Origin of the sequence: Chitinophaga fulva (genome assembly GCF_012927205.1) — a bacterium.
GTDB lineage: Bacteria > Bacteroidota > Bacteroidia > Chitinophagales > Chitinophagaceae > Chitinophaga > Chitinophaga fulva.
On record NZ_JABBGC010000004.1, the window covers coordinates 298,241 to 323,471 of the forward strand.

The window sequence follows — 25,231 nt, forward strand, 5'->3', positions numbered from 1 at the left end:
TTGGATATCGCATTGTAAACATTATTCAAACTATTTAAACAATGGTTACTGATCCAATAGCAGACTTCCTGACTAGAATCCGGAACGCGCAAATGGCCACCCACAGGATCGTGGAAATCCCGGCTTCCAAGCTGAAAAAACGCATTACAGAAATTCTGTACGATAAAGGTTATATCCTGAAGTACAAATTCGAAGAGGACAACAAACAAGGTGTTATCAAAATAGCCCTGAAATACGATCCTCAGACGAAAGAACCCGCTATTAAAGAACTGCAACGCATCAGCCGTCCAGGTCTGCGTCAGTACGCTAAACCAGAAGAGTTTAAGCGTGTTAAAAACGGGCTCGGCGTGGCTATCATCTCCACCTCCAAAGGCGTAATGACCGATAAAGAAGCTAAAGCTCAAAACGTAGGCGGCGAAGTAGTTTGCTACGTTTACTAATATATTGGCTTACAGGGACTTCTGGTCCCGGTAAGCCCAAACGGTTATCTGACAATTAAGCTTTCTATACGGCGCTGAACACGGATAACTGCAGAAACAACTATCAAAAATATACTTAAACTCAAGTTATGTCACGTATAGGTAAAGCTCCTATCAAATTGGCCAGCGGTGTTACTGTTACTGTTTCCCCGGCTAATGAAGTTACTGTTAAAGGTCCTAAAGGTGAACTGAAAAGATCCATCGACAGAGACCTGAAAGTAGAAGTGAAAGACGGAGTATTGACTGTAACACGTCCTACAGATCAGATCCGTCACAAAGCGCTGCACGGTCTGACCCGCGCACTGATCGCCAACATGGTGGCCGGTGTAACTGACGGTTTCAAAAAACAACTCGAACTGGTTGGTGTGGGTTACAAAGCGGCTAACAATGGTCAGCTGCTGGACCTGTCTCTGGGTTACTCCCACAACATCGTGATCGAAATTCCAAAAGAATTGAAAGTGGCTACCCTGACTGAAAAAGGTCAGAACCCTAAAATTATGCTGGAAGGTACCGATAACCAATTGCTGGGCCAGGTAGCGGCTAAAATCCGCAGCCTGCGCAAACCTGAACCGTACAAAGGTAAAGGTGTTCGCTACAGTGATGAAGTGGTTCGTAAGAAAGCTGGTAAGTCAGCAGGTAAATAATTTTTAACTAGCTAATCAGCCCCCCGGCTGGTTAGCTGGTTTTAACATATCCCGGCAGCATCGGGATAATAAAATAAAACTCACAATGAGCACAAAAGTTAGCAGAAGGGAAAAGATCCGCTACCGCATCCGTAAAAAGATCTCCGGTACTGCAGGAATACCAAGATTATCTGTATTTCGCAGCAACAGCGATATCTATGTACAGCTGATCGATGATACCAACGGTACTACCCTGGCATCCGCTTCTTCCCGTGATAAAGATATCAAAGCGCAATCCGGTACCAAATCCGAGAAATCCAAACTGGTAGGTATGGCCCTGGCTCAGAAAGCCACCGCTTTAGGCCTCACCACTTGTGTTTTCGACAGAAGCGGGTATTTATACCATGGCCGCATTAAAAGTGTAGCTGACGGAGCAAGAGAAGGTGGTCTCCAGTTTTAATTCCTGGGTCCTAATTTTATCATTCTGAACAAGTAATTCTTATAAAATAAAATGGCAAAGAATTCATTCAATAAAGTAAAGGCCGGTGATCTGGAGCTGAAAGAAAAAGTAGTGGCGATCAACCGTGTTACCAAAACCACCAAAGGCGGTCGTACTTTCAGTTTTTCCGCACTGGTAGTAGTAGGTAATGAAAACGGCGTGGTAGGTCATGGCCTTGGTAAAGCTAAAGAAGTACAGCAGGCTATCACCAAAGGTATAGACGATGCTAAAAAGAACCTGATCAAGGTTCCTGTTATGCACGGTACTATCCCTCACGATCAGTTCGCGAAAGAAGGCGCTGCCAAAGTATTGATCAAACCGGCTGCTCACGGTACCGGTGTGATCGCGGGTGGTTCTATGCGTGCAGTACTGGAAAGCGCAGGCGTTACTGACGTACTGGCTAAATCCCTGGGTTCTGCCAACCCTCACAACGTGGTGAAAGCTACTTTCAAAGCACTGGGCCTGTTACGCGAACCAATCAGCGTAGCTAGAACCAGAACCGTTTCCCTGAAGAAAGTTTTCAACGGTTAATCTCCTTCCAGGCGATCATCCAATGTAAACATATACCTCCGGGATATATTGATACTCATTATTAACAATTAAATTACTCCGCCTTCAGCGGATAGGGATTTATGGCAAAGATTAAGATCACTCAAGTGAAAAGTGGTATTGACCGTCCTGAAAGGCAGAAACTGACCTTGAAGGCACTGGGCCTGACTAAAATGAACGCTACTGTTGAAGTAGAGGCAACTCCTCAGGTCCTGGGAATGGTTCGTAAAGTTGATCATCTGGTAAAAGTAGAAACAGTTAACGCTTAATAATTAAGTAACACTGCTGTGGGATTGTCTGCTGATAATCTTACTTTTACATTTGTAACTTTACAAAGTCATACTTTTTACAATTACATGCGAGCGGTTAATTTCCGCGTAAGTAAAAACAATTAAATTATGAATCTGCATTCATTAAAGCCTGCTAAAGGCGCCGTACATAAAGAAAAACGTCTCGGACGTGGTGAGGCTTCCGGTAAAGGTGGTACTTCTACAAAAGGTAACAAAGGTATCCAACAACGCGCCGGTTACGCCAGCAAAAGAGGCTTTGAAGGTGGCCAGATGCCAATCCAGCGCCGTATGCCTAAACGCGGTTTCAAAAACAACAACCGCGAGGAATACACCATCTTCAACCTGGGTCAGATTGACCACTTAGTTGAAAAATATGGCCTGCAGGAATTCAACCTCGAAAACCTGTACATGAATGGCCTGGTGAACCGGACAGCTAAAGTTAAAATTCTGGCTAACGGTGAACTGAAATCCAAGGTGACTGTTAAAGTAAACGCTATCAGCGAAAAAGCTAAACAGGCCATCGAATCAACAGGTGGATCAGTAGAACTGGTATAAGACTTTACGACTGAGGAGACGCCTACGGAGTAGTGCGTCTTTTCATATTTAATAGCGCTATTAAACCTTTATCTTCCTGTGAAGAAATTTATCGAAACGATTAAGAACATCTGGAGTATCGAGGATCTGCGTAATCGCATCTTAACTACCCTGCTCCTGGTCCTCATTTACCGTGTTGGATCTTATATAGCCTTGCCCGGTATTGATGCAAACGCGCTCAGCAACTTTGAAAAAAATTCTAACCAGGGCATTCTGGGGCTGGTAAACATGTTTGCCGGCGGATCGTTTTCAAGAGCCTCTATTTTTGCGTTGGGTATCATGCCCTACATCTCCGCTTCCATTGCTATTCAGTTGCTGACCATAGCAGTACCTTATTTCCAGAAACTGCAGAAGGAAGGTGAAAGCGGCCGCAAAAAAATCAACCAGTATACCCGCATACTTACTGTGGTGGTAACCGGATTCCAGGCAAGTGCTTACGTAGCTTATCTCCGTAATCAGTCAGGTGGCGCTATTATTCCAGAATACGGAACCTTCTTTTTCTGGCTCTCTACCACTATCGTCCTCACTGCAGGTACCCTGTTCGTGATGTGGCTCGGTGAAAAGATCACAGATAAAGGTATTGGTAACGGTACTTCCATTATCATCATGATGGGCATCCTCGCCCGCCTCCCACAAGCCCTGATCGGGGAATTCTCCTCTAAAGTGGCTGGCTCCGGCGGTCCGATCCTCTTCCTGATCGAAATCGCGGTGTTTATCATGATCACCGTGGGCCTTATCCTGCTCGTTCAGGGTACCCGGAAAATTCCCGTTAACTACGCAAAACGTATTGTGGGCAACAAACAATACGGCGGAGTTCGCCAGTTCATTCCCCTCAAGGTGAATGCTGCCGGTGTAATGCCGATCATCTTTGCCCAGGCTATTATGTTCATCCCTGCTACGGCTATCGGTTTCGCTACCAGCTCTGAAAGCGCTTCCGGTTTCGTTCGTATCTTCAGCGACCACACTAATGGCTGGTACAACCTGATCTACGCTGTTCTCGTGATTGTATTTACTTATTTCTATACTGCGCTGATTTTCAACCCCACCCAGATGGCGGATGAAATGAAACGCAACAATGGCTTCGTTCCTGGTGTTAAACCCGGAAAAGCTACTGCCGATTATATCGGTGCTGTAATGGACCGCATTACCCTCCCGGGAGCATTTTTCCTGGCACTCGTGGGTATCATGCCAGGCCTGGCAGCTGCCTTCAAGATTAACAGCAACTTCGCCACCTTCTTCGGTGGTACGTCCCTCCTCATCATGGTAGGGGTTATCCTGGACACGCTGCAACAGATCGAAAGCCAGCTCCTGATGCGCCACTACGATGGCCTCATGAGCACCGGCCGCATCAAGGGCAGAACTGCCCCGGCTAATGCTTAAATGATTGTTCGCCCGGTGCCCCGCGGTACCAGATGCGACAAACGCAATAAAATAGCCACAAGAGCTTTCACGCTTTGGTGGCTATTATATTTTGTTAAGGCCGTCAATCGCCCCGTAAAAAGGGCCGGACTGCTAAAAGCTTACTAAAGATGATTCACTATAAGACGAAGGAAGAAATAGAGCTGATCCGTAAAAGTGCCCTCCTCCTCAGCGCTGCCCTGGCCGAAGTGGCGAAAGCCCTCAAACCAGGAATGACCACACTCGATGTAGACGCGGTGGCGGATAAATTTATCGTGGAAAACGGAGCCGTGCCTTCGTTCAAAAACTATAAAGGTTTCCCCAATGCCTGCTGTATTTCAGTGAACGAGGCAGTAGTACACGGTATTCCCAATAAACACGTCCTGAAAGACGGTGATATCCTCACGGTGGACGTAGGCGTGTATATGAACGGTTTCCATGCTGACAGTGCCTATACTTTCGCCATTGGCAACGTGCCGGAGAATGTACGCCGCCTCATGGCTGCTACCAAAGCTTCTCTCTATAAAGGCATCGAAAAAGCCATTATTGGCAACCGTATCGGCGATATTTCCTACGCGATCCAGGAATATACCGAGAAGGAACGGGGTTACGGTGTGGTAAGGGAACTGGTAGGGCATGGCCTGGGCCGTCACCTCCATGAAGACCCGCAGGTGCCTAATTATGGCAAACGTGGCAGCGGTCCGGTGATAAAAGAAGGCCTGGTCATCGCCATCGAACCTATGATCAACCTCCGTACCAAGGACGTAGAATACCTGGAAGACGGTTGGACCGTGGTGACACGCGACAGAAGTCCTTCCGTTCACTTTGAACATACCGTGGCGGTAGGAAAAGGCAAGCCGGATATCCTGTCTTCCTTTACCGAAATCGAAAAAGCGGAAAAAAACAACCCGGAACTGAATACAAATTACTAAAATATATTAGTGTATTTGGTTAATAGTGAAGGGGTTTTAAATAGCGATTGACTGGCATGAATGACCGGATCGGCAATATTAATAATAATTAAGGGAAATTTTTCTATTTCAAAAGATAAATGCTATCTTTGCAGTCCTAAAAATTTTTATGGCAAAACAGGCACTCATTAAACAGGATGGAATTATATTAGAAGCCTTGTCAAACGCTATGTTCCGTGTAAAACTGGAAAATGGGCACGAGATCCTGGCCACCATTTCTGGAAAAATGAGAATGCACTACATACGCATTCTGCCAGGAGATAAGGTGGGAGTGGAGATGAGCCCATACGATTTGTCAAGGGGCCGTATAATTTTCAGATACAAATAGGCGGGACCCGGATTCGTGCATTAAGGCAGATAAATTAACAAAAAATATAACCTTTTATAAAATAATCATCATGAAGGTAAGAGCTGCAATCAAAAAAAGAAGTGCGGATTGTAAAATAGTTCGTAGAAAAGGTGTTCTGTTGGTGATCAACAAAAAGAACCCTCGTTTCAAACAACGTCAGGGATAATCTATTCCCCCACGGAATTTGATTTTTTAATCAGAATCATAAAATCTAAAATATAAATATGGCACGTATAGCCGGTATAGATCTTCCTAAAAATAAAAGAGGAGAAATTGGCCTCACCTATATTTTTGGTATAGGCCGTTCTACCGCCCAATATATCCTGAACAAGGCGGAAATTGATGTAAACAAGAAAGTGAAGGATTGGAATGACGATGATCAAGCTGCCATCCGTAACATTATCAACGGCGAGTTTAAGGTAGAGGGTCAACTGCGTTCTGAAGTACAAATGAATATCAAGCGTCTGCTGGATATCGCTTGCTACCGTGGTCTGCGTCACAGGAAAGGCTTACCGGTAAGAGGTCAGCGTACACGTACCAACAGCCGTACCCGCAAAGGTAAACGTAAGACAGTGGCTGGTAAGAAAAAAGCAACTAAGAAATAATAACTAATCCCAGGTTGGAATCCCAAATTCCCAAACGAGGGGTTTGGTTTCGATGTCAACAGGATCGGAAGATTTGGGATCTGGAATTTCATATTTGGAATTTAAATCATTATGGCAAAAGCAAATAATACAAAAACTGCTGCTAGTAAAAAAAGGGTAGTAAAAGTAGACAACTACGGAGACGTACACATCTCCGCCAGCTTCAATAACATCATTGTGAGCATCACCAACAAGCACGGTCAGGTTATTTCCTGGTCTTCTGCTGGTAAAATGGGCTTCAGAGGTTCTAAAAAGAACACTCCGTACGCTGCTCAGCTGGCTGCGCAGGATGCTGCTAAAGTTGCTATGGACGCCGGTCTGAAAAGAGCAGATGTATTTGTAAAAGGCCCAGGAGCAGGTCGTGAGAGCGCTATCCGTGCTATCGCTAACTCCGGTATCGAAGTGAGCATGATTAAAGACGTTACGCCTTTACCGCACAACGGTTGCCGTCCTCCCAAGAAAAGAAGAGTATAGTCAGCTATCATAACAGATTCCAGATACCGGACTTCCATAGAAGTTGGGTATCTGGACTTTGTAATTTATATTTATAATTGGGTGTATGATCAGGTTTTCAGATTTTTTGAAGAGCATACATCATTAACTAAAAAATCTAACTTATATTTAAATCATGGCAAGGTATACAGGCCCAAAGACCAAAATTTCCAGAATTTTTGGCGAACCTATCTTAGGTAATGGTAAATACTTAGGTAAAAACAGTAACCCTCCGGGTCAGCACGGTGCTAACCGCAAACGTAAACAACTGGGCGAATATGCACTGCAGCTGAGAGAAAAACAGAAAGCCAAATACACTTATGGCCTGCTGGAAAAACAATTCCGCAACCTGTTCGACGAAGCTACCCGCAGAAAAGGCGTTGCCGGTGAAGTATTGATCAAACTGCTGGAAGCACGTCTGGACAACACCGTTTTCCGTCTGGGTATCGCTCCTTCCCGCCCTGCTGCCCGTCAGCTGGTATCCCACAAACACATCACCGTTAACGGTACTGTGGTAAACACACCTTCTTTCCAACTGAAACCAGGTGACGTTATCAGCCTGAAAAACAAAACTGCCAACAATACCGCTCTCACCAGCGTTATTCGTGGTAAAAATCCTAAATTCAGCTGGCTGGATTGGAATGAAAAAGAAATGAAAGGCGTATTCATTGCTTATCCTGAGAGAGAGAGCGTTCCTGAAAATATCAAGGAACAACTGATTGTAGAATTGTACTCTAAGTAATAAATATTAGTCCATGGCTATGGCCATGGACTAACTTCATATTTAAACTAATAAATCTATCATATCAATGGCAATTTTAAATTTCCAGAAACCTGATAAGATCGTATTGCAGAAGTCTACCGACTTTGAAGCTCAATTCGAATTCCGTCCATTAGAACCAGGTTATGCTGTGACTATCGGTAATGCGTTGCGTCGCGTACTGTTGTCTTCTTTGGAGGGCTATGCCATTGTGGGTATAAAAATTGAAGGCGCCGATCACGAATTCGCTACACTCAGAGGGGTTACCGAAGACGTTACAGAGATCATCCTGAACCTGAAACAGGTTCGTTTCAAGAAGATCGCTGAAAACGACGTAACGAACGAAAAGATTACCCTGTCCATCAAAGGCAAAACAGAATTTCGCGCTGACATGATCGAAAAAGCCACCAGCGCTTTCCAGATCATGAATCCGGAACTGCTGATCTGCACCCTGGACCCTTCTGCCAAACTGGATATCGAACTGACTATCGGCAAAGGCCGCGGTTACGTGCCAGCAGAGGAAAATAAACCCAAAGATGCAGTATTCGGCTACATCGCTATCGACTCTATCTTTACGCCTATCAAAAACGTAAAGTACAGCATAGAAAATACCCGTGTGGAACAAAAAACTGACTATGAGAAACTCATCATGGAGGTTGTCACAGACGGTACCATCCACCCGGAAGAAGCAGTAAAACAAGCTTCCCGTATCCTCATTCAGCACCTGATGATCATCACCGATGAAAACATCAGCTTTGATACCAAAGACGCTGAAAAAGAAGATGTAGTGGACGAACAAACACTGCAACTGCGTAAGATCCTGAAAACACCACTGGAAGATCTCGATCTGAGCGTGCGTGCATTCAACTGTCTGAAAGCAGCGAAAATCAACTCCCTGAGCGAACTGGTACAATACGAACAGGAAGAACTGATGAAGTTCAGAAACTTCGGCCAGAAATCCCTCAGCGAAATCGAACAAGTGCTCGGCGAAAGAGGCCTGCACTTCGGTATGGACCTGTCCAAACTGAAACTCGAAGAAGAATAGTCAAACAATACTGATGCCTTGCAGATGACTTCATCCGGCAAGGCATCTCTTTTTTTAATACAGTACCTTACAATTCCTGACACGGTGTAAGGGGTAAAACAACAAATGTCATGCGTCACGGAGTTAAATTAAACAAATTAAGCAGAACTGCTTCCCACCGTAAAGCCCTGATGTCCAATCTGGCTTGCGAACTGATCAGCCACAAACGTATCACCACTACCCTCGCAAAAGCGAAAGCACTGCGTGTTTACGTTGAACCACTGCTCACAAGAGGCAAAAACGATACTACCCACAACCGTAGAATCGTGTTCAGCTACCTGCAGGACAAAGAAGCTATCAAAGAACTGTTCGGTGCGATCAGTGAGAAAATAGCTAGCCGTCCTGGTGGTTACACCCGTATCATTAAGCTGGGTAAACGTCATGGGGATAACGCAGAAGTTGCCCTGATCGAGCTGGTTGATTTCAACGAAATCTACGGTGCTCCGACAGAAAAAGCTGCTGCTAAGAAAACCCGTCGTGCCGGTGGTGCTAAAAAGAAAGCTGACGCTGCTGCTCCTGCTGCAGAAAAAGCTGCCGATACCACTGAAGAGAAATCAGCTGAGTAATCGTACTTTACGATACACAAAAGGACAAAGCCCCGCTTTGTCCTTTTTTTATGTCTAAATAAATATATTTATTTTGTAATATTATGTTGTATTTCCCTACGGGGAATAACCAACACCTAATCATTGCCTATGAAATACCTGCTTTGCGGGAGCTGTTCGCATGCTAATCCCCTGAAATCCGAATACCTCACTTTTTGTGACCAATGCGGCAAAAAACTGCCCAATACTTTCGCTGACTGGCGAAAACTCCACCCAATGGGCTCTTACATGGAATATCAACAAACGGTGGGCATCTCCATAAAGGAAAAAAAGCCCAACCGCACTTCCTCCTGGGTCAAAAGACAATTGCAGCCGGCCAATAAAGGCAAGGTCATCGTGTTTTTCTCCCTGGTACTGGTACTGCTGGCCACTGCCGGCACACTGTTTGGCAAAAGGGCAGTATTTACGCTGCTGTACGCTAAAGTGCCTAAGTCATATCTCTATTCCAGCTGGCAAACGGCCACTATCGGCCGTCAGGCACTGGAAATAAGCACACCGGTAAAGCTGTGGATACATGACCAGCCACTGGCGCCGGATATCGCTAAAGTGACGGAATATGCCAAAAGCTACAGGAATGAGGACGGTGGCGGCATCCGAATCACGGTGAATATGTACAGTTATTTTGAAAATGTGGCCAACACGCTCGAAAACGCCAAAGAGGACAGTCACCAGGCGATGGAACAGGATGACCTGTCTGATATCCATGCCAAATCCATCCCTGTGCTGATTTCCGGTATACAGGGCCAGCTGGAGGAAGGTAACTACCTGTATAAAGGCGGTATCCGGCTGGCATTCCAGAACCTGGTGGTGGTAAAAGGGGCCAACCGTTGGGAGATACTGATCCACTATCGGGATGACGACCCCATCGGTCCACAAGTGGCCCAGCGCGTGCTTAAATCAGTAAAAATTAAATAACCGGGGCAGAAAGCAAAAAAAATCTGTAATTAAACCTTGCATTTCATAACTTTGCACGGTTTTTTATCCGAACCTTCAGGGCGTACTAACCCTTGAAGGTTTTTTTTAAAATATAAAACAAGAACAGATACCAGAAATGCCTCAGACAAGAACCATCCAGCCTGCCATACTGTTGCTCGACGACGGTACGGTTTTTCAGGGAAAAGCTTTTGGGAAAATTGGCACTGCCGCCGGTGAATTAGCTTTCAATACCGGTATGACGGGTTACCAGGAAGTGTTTACAGACCCTTCTTACAAAGGACAGGTACTTATCATGAACAACTGCTATATCGGCAACTACGGCACCCGTAAAGAGGACGTAGAAAGCGGCAGTGTTAAGATAAGTGGTCTGATTGCGAAAAATATCGCGTACAACTATTCCAGAAAGATGGCAGACGAATCGCTGGAAAAGTTCCTGACCGATAATAACCTGGTAGCCATCTATGATGTAGATACCCGCGCGCTGGTTTCCCATATCCGCAGCAAAGGTGCGATGAACTGCATCATCTCCTCCGAAATCCTGGATGTAGAACAGCTGAAAGCTCAGCTGGCCCAGGTACCTTCCATGGAGGGACTGGCACTCTGCCAGGAAGTGACGACTGCAGAGCCTTATTATGTAGGCAATCCGGACGCAGAAATCCGTATTGCAGTGATGGACAACGGCGTGAAAAGAAACATGCTGAAATGCCTGTCCGACAAGGGCGCGTACCTGAAAGTATTCCCAACGGATACCAAATTTGAAGTATGCGAAGAATTTAAGCCACACGCTTATTTCATCTCCAACGGCCCCGGCGATCCGGCTCCGCTGAAGTATGCAGTGGAAACCGTGAAACAAATCCTGGCTGCTGAAAGACCGATGTTCGGCATCTGTCTCGGCCACCAGCTGCTGGCACTGGCCAACGGTATCCCAACTTACAAAATGCACCACGGTCACCGCGGTCTGAACCATCCGGTTAAAAACCTGAAAACCGGTCTGTGTGAAATCACTACCCAGAACCACGGTTTTGCAGTAGATGCTGCAGCGATCGCCGCCAGTGAACAGGTGGAAGTTACGCACATCAACCTGAACGATAATACCGTAGAAGGTATCCGTATCAAGAACAAACCAGCTTTCTCCGTGCAATATCACCCGGAAAGCACACCTGGTCCGTTCGACTCCCGCTATCTGTTCGATGATTTCTTCGAAATGATCAAGGCAAACAAAAAATAAGAGACAGGTTTAACAAGACTGGAATATAATGGAGACGGTCCCGAGGAATCGGGACCGTTGCATTTTAAAATTCCACGTTATGAAAACAAACGAAAATACTATGCAACTAGGCATTAGCTTTTCCGCCGTTTTATTACATAACAATATTATAAAAAAAAGGTGTGTAATGTTGAATCGGAGTGGTGAAAATTTTAGCAAACAAGACTAAAATGAGGATTTTCGGCAGTTTCAGACTGAAAACCGGCATATAAGGACAAAAAAATACGGCTCTGTGATCAGAGCCGTTTGCCTTTATAAATTCCACGTTATGAAAAACTGATACAAAAATACGATATTTTGCTAAAACGTTTTAGTAAGCTTTATACTTTTTACAGATTACTGATAATTCTCTTGCTGTAATGTGATCCAAAGTTCGCTCCAAAAAAACGTTTGTTGAAATTCTCCAGGTTAAATTTTTCTTAAACAAGTTTAGATTTTGCAATCTATCGTATATGTAAATATTTTTATTTCTGTTTATTTTTGCGTCTTTTGTTGTTTGTACATCAAATATACAAAAGAAAACATGAAAAAACCAAGAGGTGAATGTTAAAAAATGATGAATTCGGCAAATAAAACATATATATAATTAAATATAATGTGATTTGCGTTGATCACTTCTCATTTCAGCTCCTGGTTTTTTAAATGAATTATTTGTCCGTACGCCCAGGATATACTTCCAGTGCTTTTTCCAGGCAAACTATTGCATGACGAATGTCGTCACGGTTCAGCACATAGGCTAACCGCACTTCCTGTTTTCCCAGCCCTGGGGTAGCGTAAAAGCCGGTCGCCGGAGACATCATCACCGTTTGTTTTTCGTATTCAAAAGACTCCAGCATCCACTGGCAGAACTTATCGGAGTCATCAATTGGCAGCCGCGCCATGGCATAAAACGCACCACCCGGATTAGGACAGAAAACGCCCGGGATCTTATTCAGGCCCTCTACCAGCACATCACGGCGGCTCTGGTATTCTGCTTTGATACCATCAAAATAGTCCAGCGGAAGGTCCACTGCGGCTTCACCTGCAATCTGTGCAAAGGACGGGGGGCTCAAACGGGCCTGTGCAAACTTCATGGTGGCGTCCAGCACGGACTGGTTCTTGGTCACAAATGCACCAATACGGCCTCCACAGGCGCTGTAACGCTTGGAGATCGTGTCCATCAGGATCACATTGTCGTCCATGCCTTCCAGGTTCATAGCAGAGAAGTGGGTGCCCGCGTAACAGAATTCGCGGTAAGCCTCATCGGAGAACAGGAACAGGTTGTGTTTCAGGCACAGCTGTTTCAGCACTTCCATTTCTTCTTTGCTGTACAGGTAACCGGTAGGATTGTTTGGGTTACAGATCAGGATGGCTTTGGTGCGCGGTGTAATAGCTGCCTCAAATGCTTCCATGGCAGGCAGCGCAAAGCCGGTCTCAATATTAGCGGTAATAGTCTTGATCTTCACTTCGGCTTCTACGGCAAAACCATTATAGTTGGCGTAGAAAGGCTCCGGTACAATCACTTCGTCGCCCGGATCGAGGCAGGCCATAAAAGCAAAGACGATAGCTTCAGAACCGCCGGTGGTCACAATGATCTGGTTATGGTTCAAAGAAACATCGAACCGTCCGTAATACTCCACCAGTTTGCGGCGGTAGCTTTCGTTACCTGCGCTGTGGCTGTATTCCAGGACTTTGAATTCAGAATGACGCACCGCGTCCAGCACCGGTTTCGGGGTCTCGATATCGGGCTGGCCGATGTTCAGGTGATATACCTTCACACCTCTTTTCTTAGCTGCTTCGGCGAAGGGAACAAGTTTTCTGATGGGAGAAGGTGGCATCAACACACCTCTCTGGCTAATGGTAGGCATAAAATTGTTTTGATCTTTTGCCCTGCAAAGATAGGGGTTAGGCAGGGCAACAAAAAAACCTTACAGCGCGCTGCTGTAAGGTTTTTAATATTTTTTTTAACCTAAAACTAGTTGTTGGCTACGGTACCGGTCAGATGCAGTTCTTTGTCCTGATCAACACCTTTGAACTTAACCCAGATGGTTTTGTTCTGCTGGCCTAAACCGTTGGCACTGTAGTTGGCAGTGATCTTACCTTTTTTACCAGGCAGGATCGGTTCCTGTGTCCATTTCGGCGTAGTGCAACCACAGCTGGCACGTGCAGCTTCGATCAGGATAGGTTCTTTAGAAATGTTGGTGAATTCAAAATCAACAGATACTGGTTTGTTCAGTGCTGTTTTTCCGAAATCAACAGTTTCCTTCGCAAATTTTACTTTCGTGTCTGCCGCATTAGGCTGAGACTGTGCCCACAAAGCTGTAGTAATCAACAGGCTGGCGAATAGGGACAAGATGAATTTTTTCATTTTCATATGATGGTTTTAGCGCGACTGGTTAAAAAATATAAATTTCTTTTTGACCAAGGACAAATTTACGGCCAAAAAGTAATTGTTACCTTGTAATTTATTAAAATCTTATTAAAAAAAATCAGATTATTTTAAATGCATGTTGGCGACCGATTTTTCAACTGTATAATTAACCTTACTTTTGTACTTTAACCAAGAGGCATGATAGAAAATAAAGCACTATCTATGAATATAGAAAGCCGGTTGTCATTCGAAGAATTCCGTAAGGAGGTATTAAATGACTACAGGTTGGCCTGCGAAAGCAGGGAAGTGAGTCTGCTGGCCCGCAGGGAAGTTCTCACGGGCAAGGCTAAGTTTGGCATCTTTGGAGATGGGAAAGAGGTGGCACAGGTGGCGATGTCAAAGTATTTTAAGCCTGGCGACTTCCGCTCCGGTTATTATCGCGACCAGACTGTTGCATTTGCCACTGGGATCGCTACTCCCGAACAATACTTTTCCCAATTATATGCTGATCCCGATCAGCAGCATGACCCCTTCTCCGGCGGCCGCCAGATGAACTCGCATTTTGCGACCCCCAACCTCGATCAGGATGGTAACTGGCTCAACCTGATGGAGATGAAGAACTCCGCGGCAGACATGGCGCCTACGGCCGGACAGATGCCCCGTGCGGTGGGACTGGCATACGCCTCCAAAATGTTCCGCGAAGTGGAAGCGCTGCACGATCTTAAACATCTTACGGATAACGGTAACGAAATTTGTTTCGCTACTATCGGTGACGCCTCTACGTCAGAAGGCCATTTCTGGGAAACCATGAATGCTGCAGGCGTATTGCAGGTGCCATTGGCGGTTTTCGTATGGGATGACGGCTACGGTATCTCCGTACCCCGTAAATACCAGACTACCAAAAACTCCATCAGCGTCGCACTGGAAGGCTTCCGTAAAGCGGACGGCACCAACGGCTTTGATATCTATAACGTGAAAGGATGGGATTATGCCGGTATGTGCGAAGTATTTGAAGCGGCTATCCGCAAAATACGGGAAACACATATCCCCGCACTATTCCACGTGGAAGAAATCACCCAGCCGCAAGGCCACTCTACCAGCGGCTCCCACGAACGCTACAAAAGCAAGGAGCGCCTGTCCTGGGAAAAAGAATTCGACTGTAATCTGAAAATGCGTTCCTGGATCATGGAGAACGCCTTGTGTGATGAGGAAACACTGGTGGAGATTGAAGCAAATGCTAAAACCACTGCACAGGACGCACGTAAGGCCGCATGGGAAAAATATATCACCCCCATTAAACAGGAGTTACAGCGCTTTGTGGCACTGGCTACACCTCTCACAGAAGTGTCCGGCGCGAATGCTGAACTGGTAGCGCAGCAGGTACGTGAACTGCAGGCCAACCGCGAACCACAGCGCAGGGATATCCTGAAAGCTGCTGCCACCATTCTGGTAAGGCACCGGCAACTGAAAGCTGATCCTGCCATACAGGCTTTACAGCAGTACTACGATCAGTATCTCCGGGAAGAAAAAGAAAATTACAATTCCTATCTGCATGCAACCGGCGCTAATTCGGTATTGAATGTACCGGAAGTACCGGTGGAATATAACGATGACGCCACTACGCTCAACGGCTATGAGGTGCTGAACAAATATTTTGATCAGCTGATCACCAACAATCCGAAGGTGTTTGCTTTCGGAGAAGACGTAGGTAAAATCGGCGACGTAAACCAGGCCTTCGCTGGATTACAGCAGAAACATGGTCCGCTGCGTATAACGGATACGGGCATACGTGAATTAACGATCATGGGCCAGGGTATCGGTATGGCCCTGCGTGGCCTGCGTCCTATCGCAGAAATCCAGTATTTGGATTACGTACTGTATGGCCTGCAACCCCTGAGTGATGATGTGGCTTCTCTGCAATATCGTACCAAGGGCATTCAACACTGCCCGATTATCGTGCGTACCCGCGGCCACCGGCTGGAAGGTATCTGGCACAGCGGTTCTCCAATGGGTATGATCATCAACTCACTGAGAGGCATGAACGTATGTGTGCCACGCAACATGGTACAGGCAGCCGGTATGTACAATACCCTGCTGCAGGCCAATGAGCCGGCGCTGGTGATTGAATCACTGAATGGTTACCGCCTCAAGGAAAAACTGCCTTCCAACCTCGAAACATTCACGGTGCCACTGGGCGTACCGGAAGTGCTGAAAGAAGGTACCGATGTTACGCTGGTAACTTATGGTTCCATGACCCGCATCGTAGAAGAAGCGATGGTGACACTGGAAGAACTGGGCATTTCCTGTGAACTGATAGATGTACAAACGTTGCTGCCTTTTGATATTCATCACAGCATTGTGCAATCACTGAAGAAAACCAACCGCATCGCCTTCATTGATGAAGACGTACCGGGAGGCGGCACTGCCTATATGTTCCAGCAGGTGATGGAACAGCAGGGCGGCTACCGCTGGCTGGATGTGGCTCCGCGTACGCTAGCCGCACAGGCACATCGTCCGGCTTATGGTTCTGATGGTGATTATTTCTCCAAGCCCAACACGGAAGATGTGGTGAAAATGGTGATGGAGATGATGGAAGAATAGCAAACAGACTTGCTCATAATAGGCGAAGCCACCGTACATGCATCCAATCTGCATATGCGGTGGCTTCTGTGTTTAATGTAGTCAAGCAGTTATTGCAAGCTTAGTTTTGCTGTTATTATGGCGCAGCAAAGGTGTGGCATTTTTTCAAAGTGCAGAAGGATAGCGGTCTGAGTTAATAATTATTTAATTCATCATGTATATTTAACGAACAAACAGAAATATATGAAAAACATAGTTGTATTGGACGGATATGCTTTAAATCCCGGTGACCTGGACTGGGCGCCACTGCAGGCTTTGGGGAAGGTGACCATCTACGACCGTACGCCGGCGGACCTGGTAGCGGAACGAGCAAAAGATGCCCATATTTTACTGACCAACAAAGCAATTGTCAGCGCAGAAACGATCAATAGCCTGCCTTCCCTCGAATATATCGGGGTGATGGCCACTGGGTATAATGTGGTGGATATTCAGGCCGCTACGGCCCGGAAAATACCTGTCACCAATGTTCCCGCTTACAGTACTGCTTCAGTGGCGCAGCTTACTTTTGCATTAATATTGGAATTGTGTTTTCGGACGGGTTTGCACGCAGAAACTGTGAGAGCGGGGGAATGGGCCTCCAGCGTGGATTTCAGCTATTGGAAGACACCACTGACCGAACTGGATGGCCTTACATTGGGTATTGTGGGCTTTGGGCAGATAGGGCAGGCGGTAGCAAAGATCGCCATGGCCTTCGGAATGAAAGTGATCGCTTATCATAAACATCCTGACAGGGACCAGATGGAGGGCGTGACTTTTGTGGACCAGGCCACCTGTTTCCGGGAAGCGGATATTGTATCGCTGCATTGTCCGCTGAACCAGGACAACCGGGAGTTTGTGAATGCAGGTTTATTGAAAACGATGAAAAAAACAGCATTTCTGATTAATACCAGCCGGGGACCGCTGATCCGCGAGGCCGATCTGGCTGAGGCATTAAAAGAAGGTGTGATAGCAGGAGCAGGGCTGGATGTGCTTTCCGCAGAGCCGCCCGCAGCAGATAATCCGCTGGTACACGCACCAGGCGCTATTATTACACCTCATATCGCGTGGGCAACGCAGGCAGCACGAGGCCGGTTGATGCGCATGGCAGTAGAGAATGTACATCAACACCTACAAGGGAGGTGTCAAAATAATATCAATAAAATACAATAAAATATTATTTTGATATTTTAATCATGTGTTTGTATATTCAGGTAACCCTCTTATAAATAACTATTAATTTTTGTCTGAAGAATGAATAAGCTGAACAACTCCTGTAACTTGAATAGAATGGTCACCGGTTTTAGTATAATTTTGAAAACGTATATTTTACCCTTATAGAATTAAAATATATAAAAACAGGGCGGTACCTTCTGTGACCGACCGCGTTTTTATGAAGGGGGAAGTCGCTAAATTCAGGAGGTCACCTTCAAAATTCAACCGAAATATGAAATCACGTATTCTATTGGTAGAGGACGATGAATTTTTTGCCAAAGTGCTCAAGCGGCAGCTGGAGCGTGCCAATTTTGAAGTAACGCATGCCATCGACGGACAGGCCGGTTGGGAGAAATTCCAGGAAACGATTTTTGATTTATGCATCCTGGACGTGGTGATGCCCAGGAAAGATGGTTTTACATTGGCGGGAGAAATACGGGCCACGGATTTTAACATCCCCATCGTATTTACTTCTTCCCGTTATATGGAGCAGGACAGGTTGCAGGGATTTGATATCGGAGCGGATGATTACCTGGTAAAGCCCTTCAATACGGATGAACTGATCAGCCGTATTAAAGTCTACATTAAACGCAGCCGTCTGCTTCGGAGTGAGAAGCGGATTGTCTATACAGTAGGTAACCTTGTTTTTGATTATTCCCAGCTTCAGTTGCGGCATAAAGACAATGAGGTAGAAAATCACGTTCGGATCGCTCCCAAGGAGGCGGAATTACTGCGCTATCTGTGTGAAAACTCTAACAAAAAACTGAAAAGGGAGCATATCCTGGCGAGTGTCTGGGGAGCGGACGGTTACCTGGCACAACGGGTAATGGACGTGTACCTGAGTCGCTTACGCCGGCATATTGCCATGGATCCCTCTATCCGGATAGAAACCTTTCACGGAAAAGGTCTTATGCTGGTCATCAACGAGATGGACCGTACCCACATCATTGAGAAGGCGTAAAGCCTGATTGTTTTTTAAACCTGAAATAGAAACGTCCCGGCATTTGCCGGGACGTTCTTTTTTTATGGAAATAACCTTTATTTCAGATTATAGAATACCTGTTGAACGTCATCGTCCTGTTCCAGACGATCTACCAGCTCCAGTACCTCTTTGGCCTGCTCTTCATTCAGTTCCAAGGTAGTGGTGGGAATACGTTTCAGCTCTGAGCTGATTACTTCCAGGCCTTTGTCTTCCAGCGCTTTGGCCATATTGCCAAATTCATTGAAAGCAGCACGGATAATGATGTTGCCTTCGCTGTCTTCCCCGATTTCTTCCATACCGAAATCAATCAGTTCCAGCTCCAGTTCTTCCAGGTCCTGGCCGGCATTTTTCACTTTGAATTCACCCACACGGTTGAACAGGAAACCTACGGAACCACTGTTGCCCAGGGCGCCGCCACCTTTGGTGAAGTGCATACGGAGGTTGGCCACAGTACGGGTAGTATTATCAGTAGCAGTATCAATGATTACTGCTACGCCGTGAGGGGCATAACCTTCATATACCACCTCCTCGTAATCAGTCTTGTCTTTACCCATTGCACGTTTGATTGCCGCTTCCACACGGTCTTTAGGCATATTGGCGCTTTTGGCGTTGAGCATGCAACGGCGCAGTGCAGGGTTGTTGTCGGGGTCAGGACCGCCATTTTTTACTGCAATAGCGATTTCCTTACCGACTCTTGTGAATGCTTTGGCCATCCTGTCCCAGCGGGCAAACATGGTTGACTTTCTTACTTCAAATATCCTTCCCATAATGGGTTATAAATTAATTATTTGTGAATGATAACAATTGGAGGTGTATCACCCCAAAAGGCTAATAAAGATGCAAATTTAGAGAACTTTCGGCTAAAATGGAGCCCTTTTATAACAGAAAACCGCCCGGGAAAAGTGGCCGGGCGGTTTTCTGTAAATATTGTTCAGTGATGAAGGGATCACAATTTCTCAGCAACGCTCTGTTGCTCACTTTGCTGCCCGATCTTACTGTTTTTCTTGCTGTAGGCGAAGTAGATGATGAAACCGAGGCCCATCCAGATAGCCAGTCGTAACCAGGTATCCCATGGCAGGGCGCCCATCATTACCACGCAGATAATGATACCCATGATCGGAACAAAAGGCACCAACGGTGTTCTGAACGGTCTGGGGGCATCCGGCTGTTTTTTGCGCATGATGATGATACCGATACATACCAGTACAAACGCGAACAGTGTACCAATGCTCACCATTTCACCTACCACATGCACCGGCACGAAAGCGGAGAACAGGCTCACAAATACCATGAACAGGAGGTTTGATTTGTACGGAGTACGGTATTTCGGATGTACATCAGAAAAGGTTTTTGGCAACAGGCCGTCTTTTGACATGGAGTAGAACACACGGGACTGGCCCATGAGCATTACCAGGATCACAGAGGTGTAACCCGCCAGGATAGCGAGGATAATAGCCTGTTGCAGCCAGCCGTACGGTGTTTTCGCAATGGCGATCGCTACCGGTGCAGCGCTGTCTTTAAATTCTTTATAGTTGGCGAGGCCGGTCATGACGTGGGCAAAAAGCACGTACAGTACGGTACAGATGACAAGCGAGCCCAGAATACCGATAGGCATATCCTTCTGTGGCTTTTTCGCTTCCTGTGCCGCCGTAGATACCGCGTCGAAACCGATGAAGGCGAAGAACACCACGGCAGCACCACGCAATACACCGGAAATACCGAAGTGGCCGAAGCCCTGGTTTTCAGGAATATAAGGGTGATAGTTATCGGGGTTTACATGGTTCCAGCCTACTGCGATGAATACCAGTACCACGGTTACTTTCAGCGCTACCAGCAAAGCATTGGTGAAGGCTGATTCACGGGTACCGCGGATCAACAGCAGGGAGAGCGCGCCTACGATCAGGATAGCCGGGAAGTTCATGAAGCCGTGCACGGTGCTACCATCCATCAGGGTAACGGTTTCAAAAGGAGATGCCGTCAGCTGTGCAGGCAGATGAATATTAAAGTGATGCAGGAATTTCACCAGGTACTGGGACCAGCTGATAGCCACGGTTGCCGCGCCCAGTGCATATTCCAGCACAAGGTCCCATCCGATGATCCATGCCATGAATTCACCCATGGTAGCATAGGAGTAAGTATAAGCACTTCCTGCAATAGGAATCATGGAAGCAAATTCGGCATAACAAAGGCCTGCGAAAGCGCAACCGATAGCGCCTATGAGGAAGGAGATAGTAACGGCGGGGCCGGCATTGTTGGCTGCTGCCAGACCAGTCAGGGAAAACAGACCTGCGCCGATGATAGCGCCGATACCCAGAGCAACGAGGTTCGTTGCGGATAAAGATCGTTTCAGTCCCTTCTCTGACTCGGTCGCCTCATTCATGAGCTGATTTAAAGACTTGGTTCTGGAAAATAGAAGACCCATACAAAAGAAAAGTTGTGGTTGATGTTTTAAGGTAGTTTAGTTCTGTTGTGTTGTACGTCGATCGTCAAATATAATATCTAAAATCTAGAACGGATACTTTTATTTTGGCCTGAAACGCTTATTTGTACCGGCAGAACCTTATTTTTGGGAAATTTTCCGGTTACAACAATTATTAAATTTTTTAAAGAAGAAAAAATCCTGGCGTTGCATGAAGAAATCATCAAATAGGCTTACTCTGTTCATTTTTATTGCCATGTTGGTGGGCATCAGTACTGGTTATGCGGTTTGGCTGGCTTATGCTGTTCCTGCTGACCAGCTCATGAAACCTGGCGGAGTGGCTACCATTACTCAAAGCGACGCCCCTCAGGTTTTTGCTGACCGGATTTCTATTCTGACAGACATTTTCCTGCGGCTGGTAAAAATGATTATTGCCCCGCTGGTGTTTTCCACACTGGTAGTGGGTGTGGCCAAGATGGGCGATATCAAGGCGGTAGGCCGCGTAGGTGGCAAAACCATGCTGTGGTTTATCAGTGCAACCTTTGTATCATTGTTCCTGGGTCTGGTGCTGGTGAATATCATGAAGCCGGGCCTGTCTCTCAATCTGCCGCTGCCAGATACACATGCCAGTTCTGGTATTGCCAAGGCAGATATGACACTGAGAGGCTTTTTCCACCACGTGGTGCCGGATAGTGTGATTGATGCCATGGCTAAAAATGAAATTCTGCAGATCGTGATATTTGCGATTTTCTTTGGTGTGGCCGCTGCAGCGATTGGTGAAAAGGCGCAAACGGTAGTGAAGCTGATGGATAGTGTGGCGCATATTATGCTGAAAGTGACCGGCTTTGTAATGAACTTCGCGCCATTTGCGGTATTTGGTGCAATGGCCGCTATCATAGCCACCAAAGGGCTTTCTGTTCTGTTGGTGTATGGTAAATTTATTATCCAGTTTTATCTGGGCCTGTTTAGCTTATGGATTGTACTGGCATTGGTAGGATGGCTGATACTCGGTAAACGGGTGTTCCGGTTACTGGGCGGTATCAAAGATCCGCTGTTACTGGCTTTCGGTACGGCCAGTAGTGAAGCGGCGTATCCGCGTACCATGGCTGAACTGGAGCGGTTCGGCTGCGACAACCGTATTGTAAGTTTTGTATTACCCCTGGGCTATTCCTTTAACCTGGATGGCTCTATGATGTATATGACGTTTGCCAGCCTGTTTATTGCACAGGCTTATGGCATGCACCTGGGCATTGATCAACAGATCACGATGCTATTGGTGTTAATGATCACCAGTAAAGGTATCGCTGGCGTACCAAGGGCCTCCCTCGTGGTAATAGCCGGTACCTTGTCCATGTTCCATATTCCGGAAGCAGGTTTATTGCTGCTGCTGGGTGTGGACCATCTGTTGGACATGGGACGTTCTGCTACCAACGTAATTGGTAATGCAATGGCCACTGCGGTGGTGTCTAAATGGGAGAATAAGCTGGGACCAGGCGATGATAGCAATGGAATTTTAGTTAACAAATAGATAACAGTTTTATTCTTATTTTACCGATTCTGAACAGAATTTATTAGCATGGACCAGATTTTAGAGTTTTTTAAACACCTCATTAATCCCTCGTGGATTATTGAACACGGTGGCCTGTACCTGTTACTGGCAATTGTTTTTGCGGAGACCGGTTTATTTATTGGCTTTTTTCTCCCCGGCGATTCCCTGCTCTTTGTGGCAGGTATTTACAGTGCAGACCTCTGCCGGAGTTTCTTTGATATACCGTTTTTTGTCATAATGCTGTTGATTGCATTGGCTGGTGTACTGGGTAACATGGTAGGCTTCTGGTTTGGCAGAAAATCCGGCCCGCTGTTATTTAAAAAGAAAGACACTTTTTTCTTCAAAAAGAAACACTTGCATCAGGCACACGACTTCTTTGTGAAATACGGTGGTGGCGCTATTTTCCTGGCCCGTTTCCTGCCCATTATCCGCACTTTTGCCCCTATTGTGGCAGGTATGGTACAGATGGACAAAAAGAAGTTCATGCTCTTTAATGTGATCGGCTCCTTCTCCTGGGTATTTTCCATGATGCTGGCCGGCCACTACCTGGACAAATTCTTCCCCAACCTGAAGAATCACCTGGAGCTGATCATACTGGTTATCATTGTGATCACTACTTTGCCGGTAATTATCAAACTGCTCTCCGGAAAAGTGAAACATCATCCAGACCCGAATCAGTCAGAAGTTACCAACACATCGGATACAACTTTATAGGAGTTATAAAAAATGGGCTGTAATTGGCCCATTTTTTTTTATTTTAACCGTTATTTATTTTATCAACCAAAGTCCACATGAAAACTGATAGCCGCTCTGCTTCTATCTTTAACATTGCCGTGATCGTTGCATCACTGGGTTATTTCGTAGATATCTATGATCTGCTCCTTTTTACCATCGTACGTGTACCCAGCCTGAAAGAACTGGGGGTGCCACAAAATGAAATTGACGCCGGCGCCGGCCTGTTGCTTATCAATATTCAGATGCTGGGCCTGTTGATAGGCGGTATTGTCTGGGGCATCATCGGTGATAAAAAAGGGCGTTTAAGCGTGTTGTTTGGGTCTATCCTCATTTATTCTGTGGCAAATATTGCCAATGGTTTTGTACATGGCATCAACGGGTATGTTTTATGGCGTTTTGTGGCAGGCTTTGGGTTGGCGGGTGAACTGGGAGCCGGTATTACGCTGGTATCAGAGATCCTGCCGAAGGAAAAGCGCGGTTATGGTACCATGATCGTGGCCACAGTAGGGGTTTCCGGTGCGGTAGCCGCCAATCTGATCGCTAAACTGGTGGGTGACTGGCGTATCTGTTATTTTATCGGAGGTGGTCTGGGCTTGTGTTTACTGGTATTGAGGGTAAGTGTAATGGAGTCGCATATGTTTAATGCGGTGCGTACTTCCACTACGGCCAGGGGAAGTTTTTTTGCTTTATTCACCAGCCGGGAACGGTTTCTTAAATACCTGAAATGCATCTTGTTAGGAGCGCCTACCTGGTTTGTAGTAGGTATCCTGATTGCTTTCTCCAATAAGTTTGCGAAGGAGATGAATGTTACGGGAGCCATTAGCCCGGGAGATGCCGTGGCTTTCTGTTATGCGGGGCTTACCCTGGGTGATTTTTCATCTGGTTTGATCAGTCAGTTGTGGAGAAGCCGGCGTAAAGTAATGTTGCTGTTCCTGTTACTGACAGGCGCCATGGTGGCCGTGTACCTGAATATGTTTGGTGCAGCTACCTGGGCATTTTATACCGTTTGTTTTATCCTTGGCTTCAGTGTTGGTTTCTGGGCCATTTTTGTCACGATTGCCGCAGAGAGTTTTGGTACCAACCTGCGGGCTACTGTGGCCACTACCGTGCCTAATTTTGCACGGGGCATGTTACCATTGATATCCCTGTTATTTGTGCAGGTGCAGGGTTATTTTACTTTTTTGCAGAGTGGCGCTATCGTAGCCGTGGTATGTATCGGCGTAGCAATGATAGCAGCCTGGAATATTGAAGAAACTTTTGGGAAAGACCTGAATTATCTGGAAGAAATTTAGTGATAGGCTTCCAGCATTTTGTCCAGCAGTTTATTGAGCTGACTGAGTTCTTTTTCGTTCAGCGCTTTGAAGGTGTCATTGAGGTGACTGAGTTCAGTATCAATGGCGCTGAGCAGTTCCAGTCCTTTGGACGTGATTTTCACGTCTACTGCTCTTCTGTCCAGTTCACAACTTTTACGTTCCACCAGGTCTGCTTTACGCAGTCTTTCCACGAGACGTGACACGTCGCTCATTTTGTCGAGCATACGGTCTTTCAGCACGTTGATACTGGCTGCTTTAGGATGTTGTCCGCGAAGGATGCGCAGTATATTGTACTGCTGCATGGTGATGTCGTAACGTTTGAAAAACTGTTGATGGCGGGAGGTGATCCAGTTACCGATGAAGATGAGGCTCACAAGTCCCCGCTGATATTCATCTCCGAAATTTTTTTGTGTAATTAGTTTTTCAAGATTTGACATACGCTGTTGCTATGAGTTAGCGAAATGGTGCCCGTTAGATTTGGAAGTATTTCATTTATACCAGTTTATGCAGGC

Annotated in this window: 28 protein-coding genes; 23 read left to right on the plus strand and 5 right to left on the minus strand. The window is 46.2% G+C overall.

The window, feature by feature from the left end:
• The first annotated feature begins 41 nt into the window (after positions 1–41).
• The 17 genes from rpsH (at position 42) to carA (ending at position 11,501) form a co-directional block, all read left to right on the plus strand.
• A complete protein-coding gene (rpsH, locus tag HHL17_RS29610; protein WP_078666988.1) occupies positions 42–440 on the plus strand; it encodes a 30S ribosomal protein S8 in 399 nt (132 codons plus the stop codon).
• 128 nt (positions 441–568) lie between these two features.
• On the plus strand, positions 569–1,123 hold the full coding sequence (gene rplF, locus HHL17_RS29615) for a 50S ribosomal protein L6 (RefSeq protein WP_169228457.1): 555 nt from the start codon (positions 569–571) through the stop codon (positions 1,121–1,123).
• A gap of 85 nt (positions 1,124–1,208) precedes the next feature.
• Positions 1,209–1,562, plus strand: coding sequence for a 50S ribosomal protein L18 (rplR, locus tag HHL17_RS29620; protein WP_169228458.1), 354 nt, complete (start codon positions 1,209–1,211; stop codon positions 1,560–1,562).
• A gap of 51 nt (positions 1,563–1,613) precedes the next feature.
• Entirely contained in the window at positions 1,614–2,132 is a 519-nt protein-coding gene (rpsE, locus tag HHL17_RS29625) for a 30S ribosomal protein S5 (protein ID WP_168871756.1), read from the plus strand.
• A gap of 101 nt (positions 2,133–2,233) precedes the next feature.
• A complete protein-coding gene (gene rpmD, locus HHL17_RS29630) occupies positions 2,234–2,419 on the plus strand; it encodes a 50S ribosomal protein L30 (protein ID WP_078666992.1) in 186 nt (61 codons plus the stop codon).
• 129 nt (positions 2,420–2,548) lie between these two features.
• Entirely contained in the window at positions 2,549–2,995 is a 447-nt protein-coding gene (gene rplO, locus HHL17_RS29635; protein ID WP_078666993.1) for a 50S ribosomal protein L15, read from the plus strand.
• Positions 2,996–3,073: 78 nt separating this feature from the next.
• Positions 3,074–4,414, plus strand: coding sequence for a preprotein translocase subunit SecY (gene secY / locus HHL17_RS29640; RefSeq protein WP_168871757.1), 1,341 nt, complete (start codon positions 3,074–3,076; stop codon positions 4,412–4,414).
• Positions 4,415–4,563: 149 nt separating this feature from the next.
• Positions 4,564–5,364, plus strand: coding sequence for a type I methionyl aminopeptidase (map, locus tag HHL17_RS29645; RefSeq protein WP_169228459.1), 801 nt, complete (start codon positions 4,564–4,566; stop codon positions 5,362–5,364).
• A 148-nt stretch (positions 5,365–5,512) separates the two neighbouring features.
• On the plus strand, positions 5,513–5,731 hold the full coding sequence (infA, locus tag HHL17_RS29650) for a translation initiation factor IF-1 (RefSeq protein ID WP_012789309.1): 219 nt from the start codon (positions 5,513–5,515) through the stop codon (positions 5,729–5,731).
• 70 nt (positions 5,732–5,801) lie between these two features.
• The gene (gene rpmJ / locus HHL17_RS29655; RefSeq protein WP_073083232.1) at positions 5,802–5,918 is read left to right on the plus strand and encodes a 50S ribosomal protein L36; all 117 of its coding nucleotides are present in this window, start codon (positions 5,802–5,804) and stop codon (positions 5,916–5,918) included.
• A 58-nt stretch (positions 5,919–5,976) separates the two neighbouring features.
• Positions 5,977–6,357, plus strand: coding sequence for a 30S ribosomal protein S13 (rpsM, locus tag HHL17_RS29660; RefSeq protein WP_078666996.1), 381 nt, complete (start codon positions 5,977–5,979; stop codon positions 6,355–6,357).
• Between the two features lie 111 nt (positions 6,358–6,468).
• A complete protein-coding gene (rpsK, locus tag HHL17_RS29665) occupies positions 6,469–6,870 on the plus strand; it encodes a 30S ribosomal protein S11 (RefSeq protein ID WP_078666997.1) in 402 nt (133 codons plus the stop codon).
• 154 nt (positions 6,871–7,024) lie between these two features.
• Complete coding sequence (gene rpsD / locus HHL17_RS29670; protein WP_169228460.1) at positions 7,025–7,630, plus strand: 30S ribosomal protein S4; 606 nt, start codon at positions 7,025–7,027, stop codon at positions 7,628–7,630.
• Between the two features lie 67 nt (positions 7,631–7,697).
• Positions 7,698–8,693 (plus strand): DNA-directed RNA polymerase subunit alpha, encoded by a 996-nt coding sequence (locus tag HHL17_RS29675; protein ID WP_168871759.1) that lies wholly within the window; start codon positions 7,698–7,700, stop codon positions 8,691–8,693.
• Positions 8,694–8,803: 110 nt separating this feature from the next.
• Entirely contained in the window at positions 8,804–9,298 is a 495-nt protein-coding gene (gene rplQ / locus HHL17_RS29680; protein WP_169228461.1) for a 50S ribosomal protein L17, read from the plus strand.
• Between the two features lie 129 nt (positions 9,299–9,427).
• A complete protein-coding gene (locus HHL17_RS29685; protein ID WP_169228462.1) occupies positions 9,428–10,252 on the plus strand; it encodes a hypothetical protein in 825 nt (274 codons plus the stop codon).
• Positions 10,253–10,388: 136 nt separating this feature from the next.
• Positions 10,389–11,501, plus strand: coding sequence for a glutamine-hydrolyzing carbamoyl-phosphate synthase small subunit (gene carA, locus HHL17_RS29690; RefSeq protein ID WP_169228463.1), 1,113 nt, complete (start codon positions 10,389–10,391; stop codon positions 11,499–11,501).
• A gap of 686 nt (positions 11,502–12,187) precedes the next feature.
• Here carA and HHL17_RS29695 read toward each other — a convergent pair.
• Both HHL17_RS29695 and HHL17_RS29700 read right to left on the minus strand, forming a co-directional pair.
• Positions 12,188–13,387 (minus strand): pyridoxal phosphate-dependent aminotransferase, encoded by a 1,200-nt coding sequence (locus HHL17_RS29695; protein ID WP_169228464.1) that lies wholly within the window; start codon positions 13,385–13,387, stop codon positions 12,188–12,190.
• A 107-nt stretch (positions 13,388–13,494) separates the two neighbouring features.
• Positions 13,495–13,887: a DUF1573 domain-containing protein gene (locus tag HHL17_RS29700; RefSeq protein ID WP_169228465.1), complete on the minus strand. Its 393-nt coding sequence runs from the start codon at positions 13,885–13,887 to the stop codon at positions 13,495–13,497.
• A gap of 225 nt (positions 13,888–14,112) precedes the next feature.
• On the opposite strand from HHL17_RS29700, the gene HHL17_RS29705 reads away from it, so the two are divergent.
• From HHL17_RS29705 to HHL17_RS29715, 3 genes are all read left to right on the plus strand, one after another.
• Entirely contained in the window at positions 14,113–16,491 is a 2,379-nt protein-coding gene (locus tag HHL17_RS29705; protein ID WP_240975998.1) for an alpha-ketoacid dehydrogenase subunit alpha/beta, read from the plus strand.
• A 222-nt stretch (positions 16,492–16,713) separates the two neighbouring features.
• The gene (locus HHL17_RS29710) at positions 16,714–17,679 is read left to right on the plus strand and encodes a D-2-hydroxyacid dehydrogenase (RefSeq protein WP_169228467.1); all 966 of its coding nucleotides are present in this window, start codon (positions 16,714–16,716) and stop codon (positions 17,677–17,679) included.
• 274 nt (positions 17,680–17,953) lie between these two features.
• Complete coding sequence (locus HHL17_RS29715; RefSeq protein ID WP_168871767.1) at positions 17,954–18,682, plus strand: response regulator transcription factor; 729 nt, start codon at positions 17,954–17,956, stop codon at positions 18,680–18,682.
• Between the two features lie 77 nt (positions 18,683–18,759).
• Here the strand turns inward: HHL17_RS29715 and HHL17_RS29720 are convergent, their stop codons facing one another.
• The gene (locus HHL17_RS29720; protein ID WP_169228468.1) at positions 18,760–19,470 is read right to left on the minus strand and encodes a YebC/PmpR family DNA-binding transcriptional regulator; all 711 of its coding nucleotides are present in this window, start codon (positions 19,468–19,470) and stop codon (positions 18,760–18,762) included.
• A gap of 179 nt (positions 19,471–19,649) precedes the next feature.
• The gene (locus HHL17_RS29725) at positions 19,650–21,083 is read right to left on the minus strand and encodes an amino acid permease (RefSeq protein WP_206156221.1); all 1,434 of its coding nucleotides are present in this window, start codon (positions 21,081–21,083) and stop codon (positions 19,650–19,652) included.
• A 250-nt stretch (positions 21,084–21,333) separates the two neighbouring features.
• Here HHL17_RS29725 and HHL17_RS29730 point away from each other — a divergent pair, with 250 nt between their 5' ends.
• From HHL17_RS29730 to HHL17_RS29740, 3 genes are all read left to right on the plus strand, one after another.
• Positions 21,334–22,650: a dicarboxylate/amino acid:cation symporter gene (locus HHL17_RS29730; RefSeq protein ID WP_169228470.1), complete on the plus strand. Its 1,317-nt coding sequence runs from the start codon at positions 21,334–21,336 to the stop codon at positions 22,648–22,650.
• 48 nt (positions 22,651–22,698) lie between these two features.
• On the plus strand, positions 22,699–23,385 hold the full coding sequence (locus HHL17_RS29735) for a DedA family protein (protein WP_169228471.1): 687 nt from the start codon (positions 22,699–22,701) through the stop codon (positions 23,383–23,385).
• Between the two features lie 77 nt (positions 23,386–23,462).
• Positions 23,463–24,698 (plus strand): MFS transporter, encoded by a 1,236-nt coding sequence (locus tag HHL17_RS29740; RefSeq protein ID WP_169228472.1) that lies wholly within the window; start codon positions 23,463–23,465, stop codon positions 24,696–24,698.
• On the opposite strand, the gene HHL17_RS29745 is transcribed toward HHL17_RS29740, so the two are convergent.
• On the minus strand, positions 24,695–25,156 hold the full coding sequence (locus tag HHL17_RS29745) for a MarR family winged helix-turn-helix transcriptional regulator (RefSeq protein WP_169228473.1): 462 nt from the start codon (positions 25,154–25,156) through the stop codon (positions 24,695–24,697). The two genes, HHL17_RS29740 and HHL17_RS29745, sit on opposite strands and share 4 nt — an antisense overlap.
• Between the last annotated feature and the right edge of the window lie 75 nt (positions 25,157–25,231).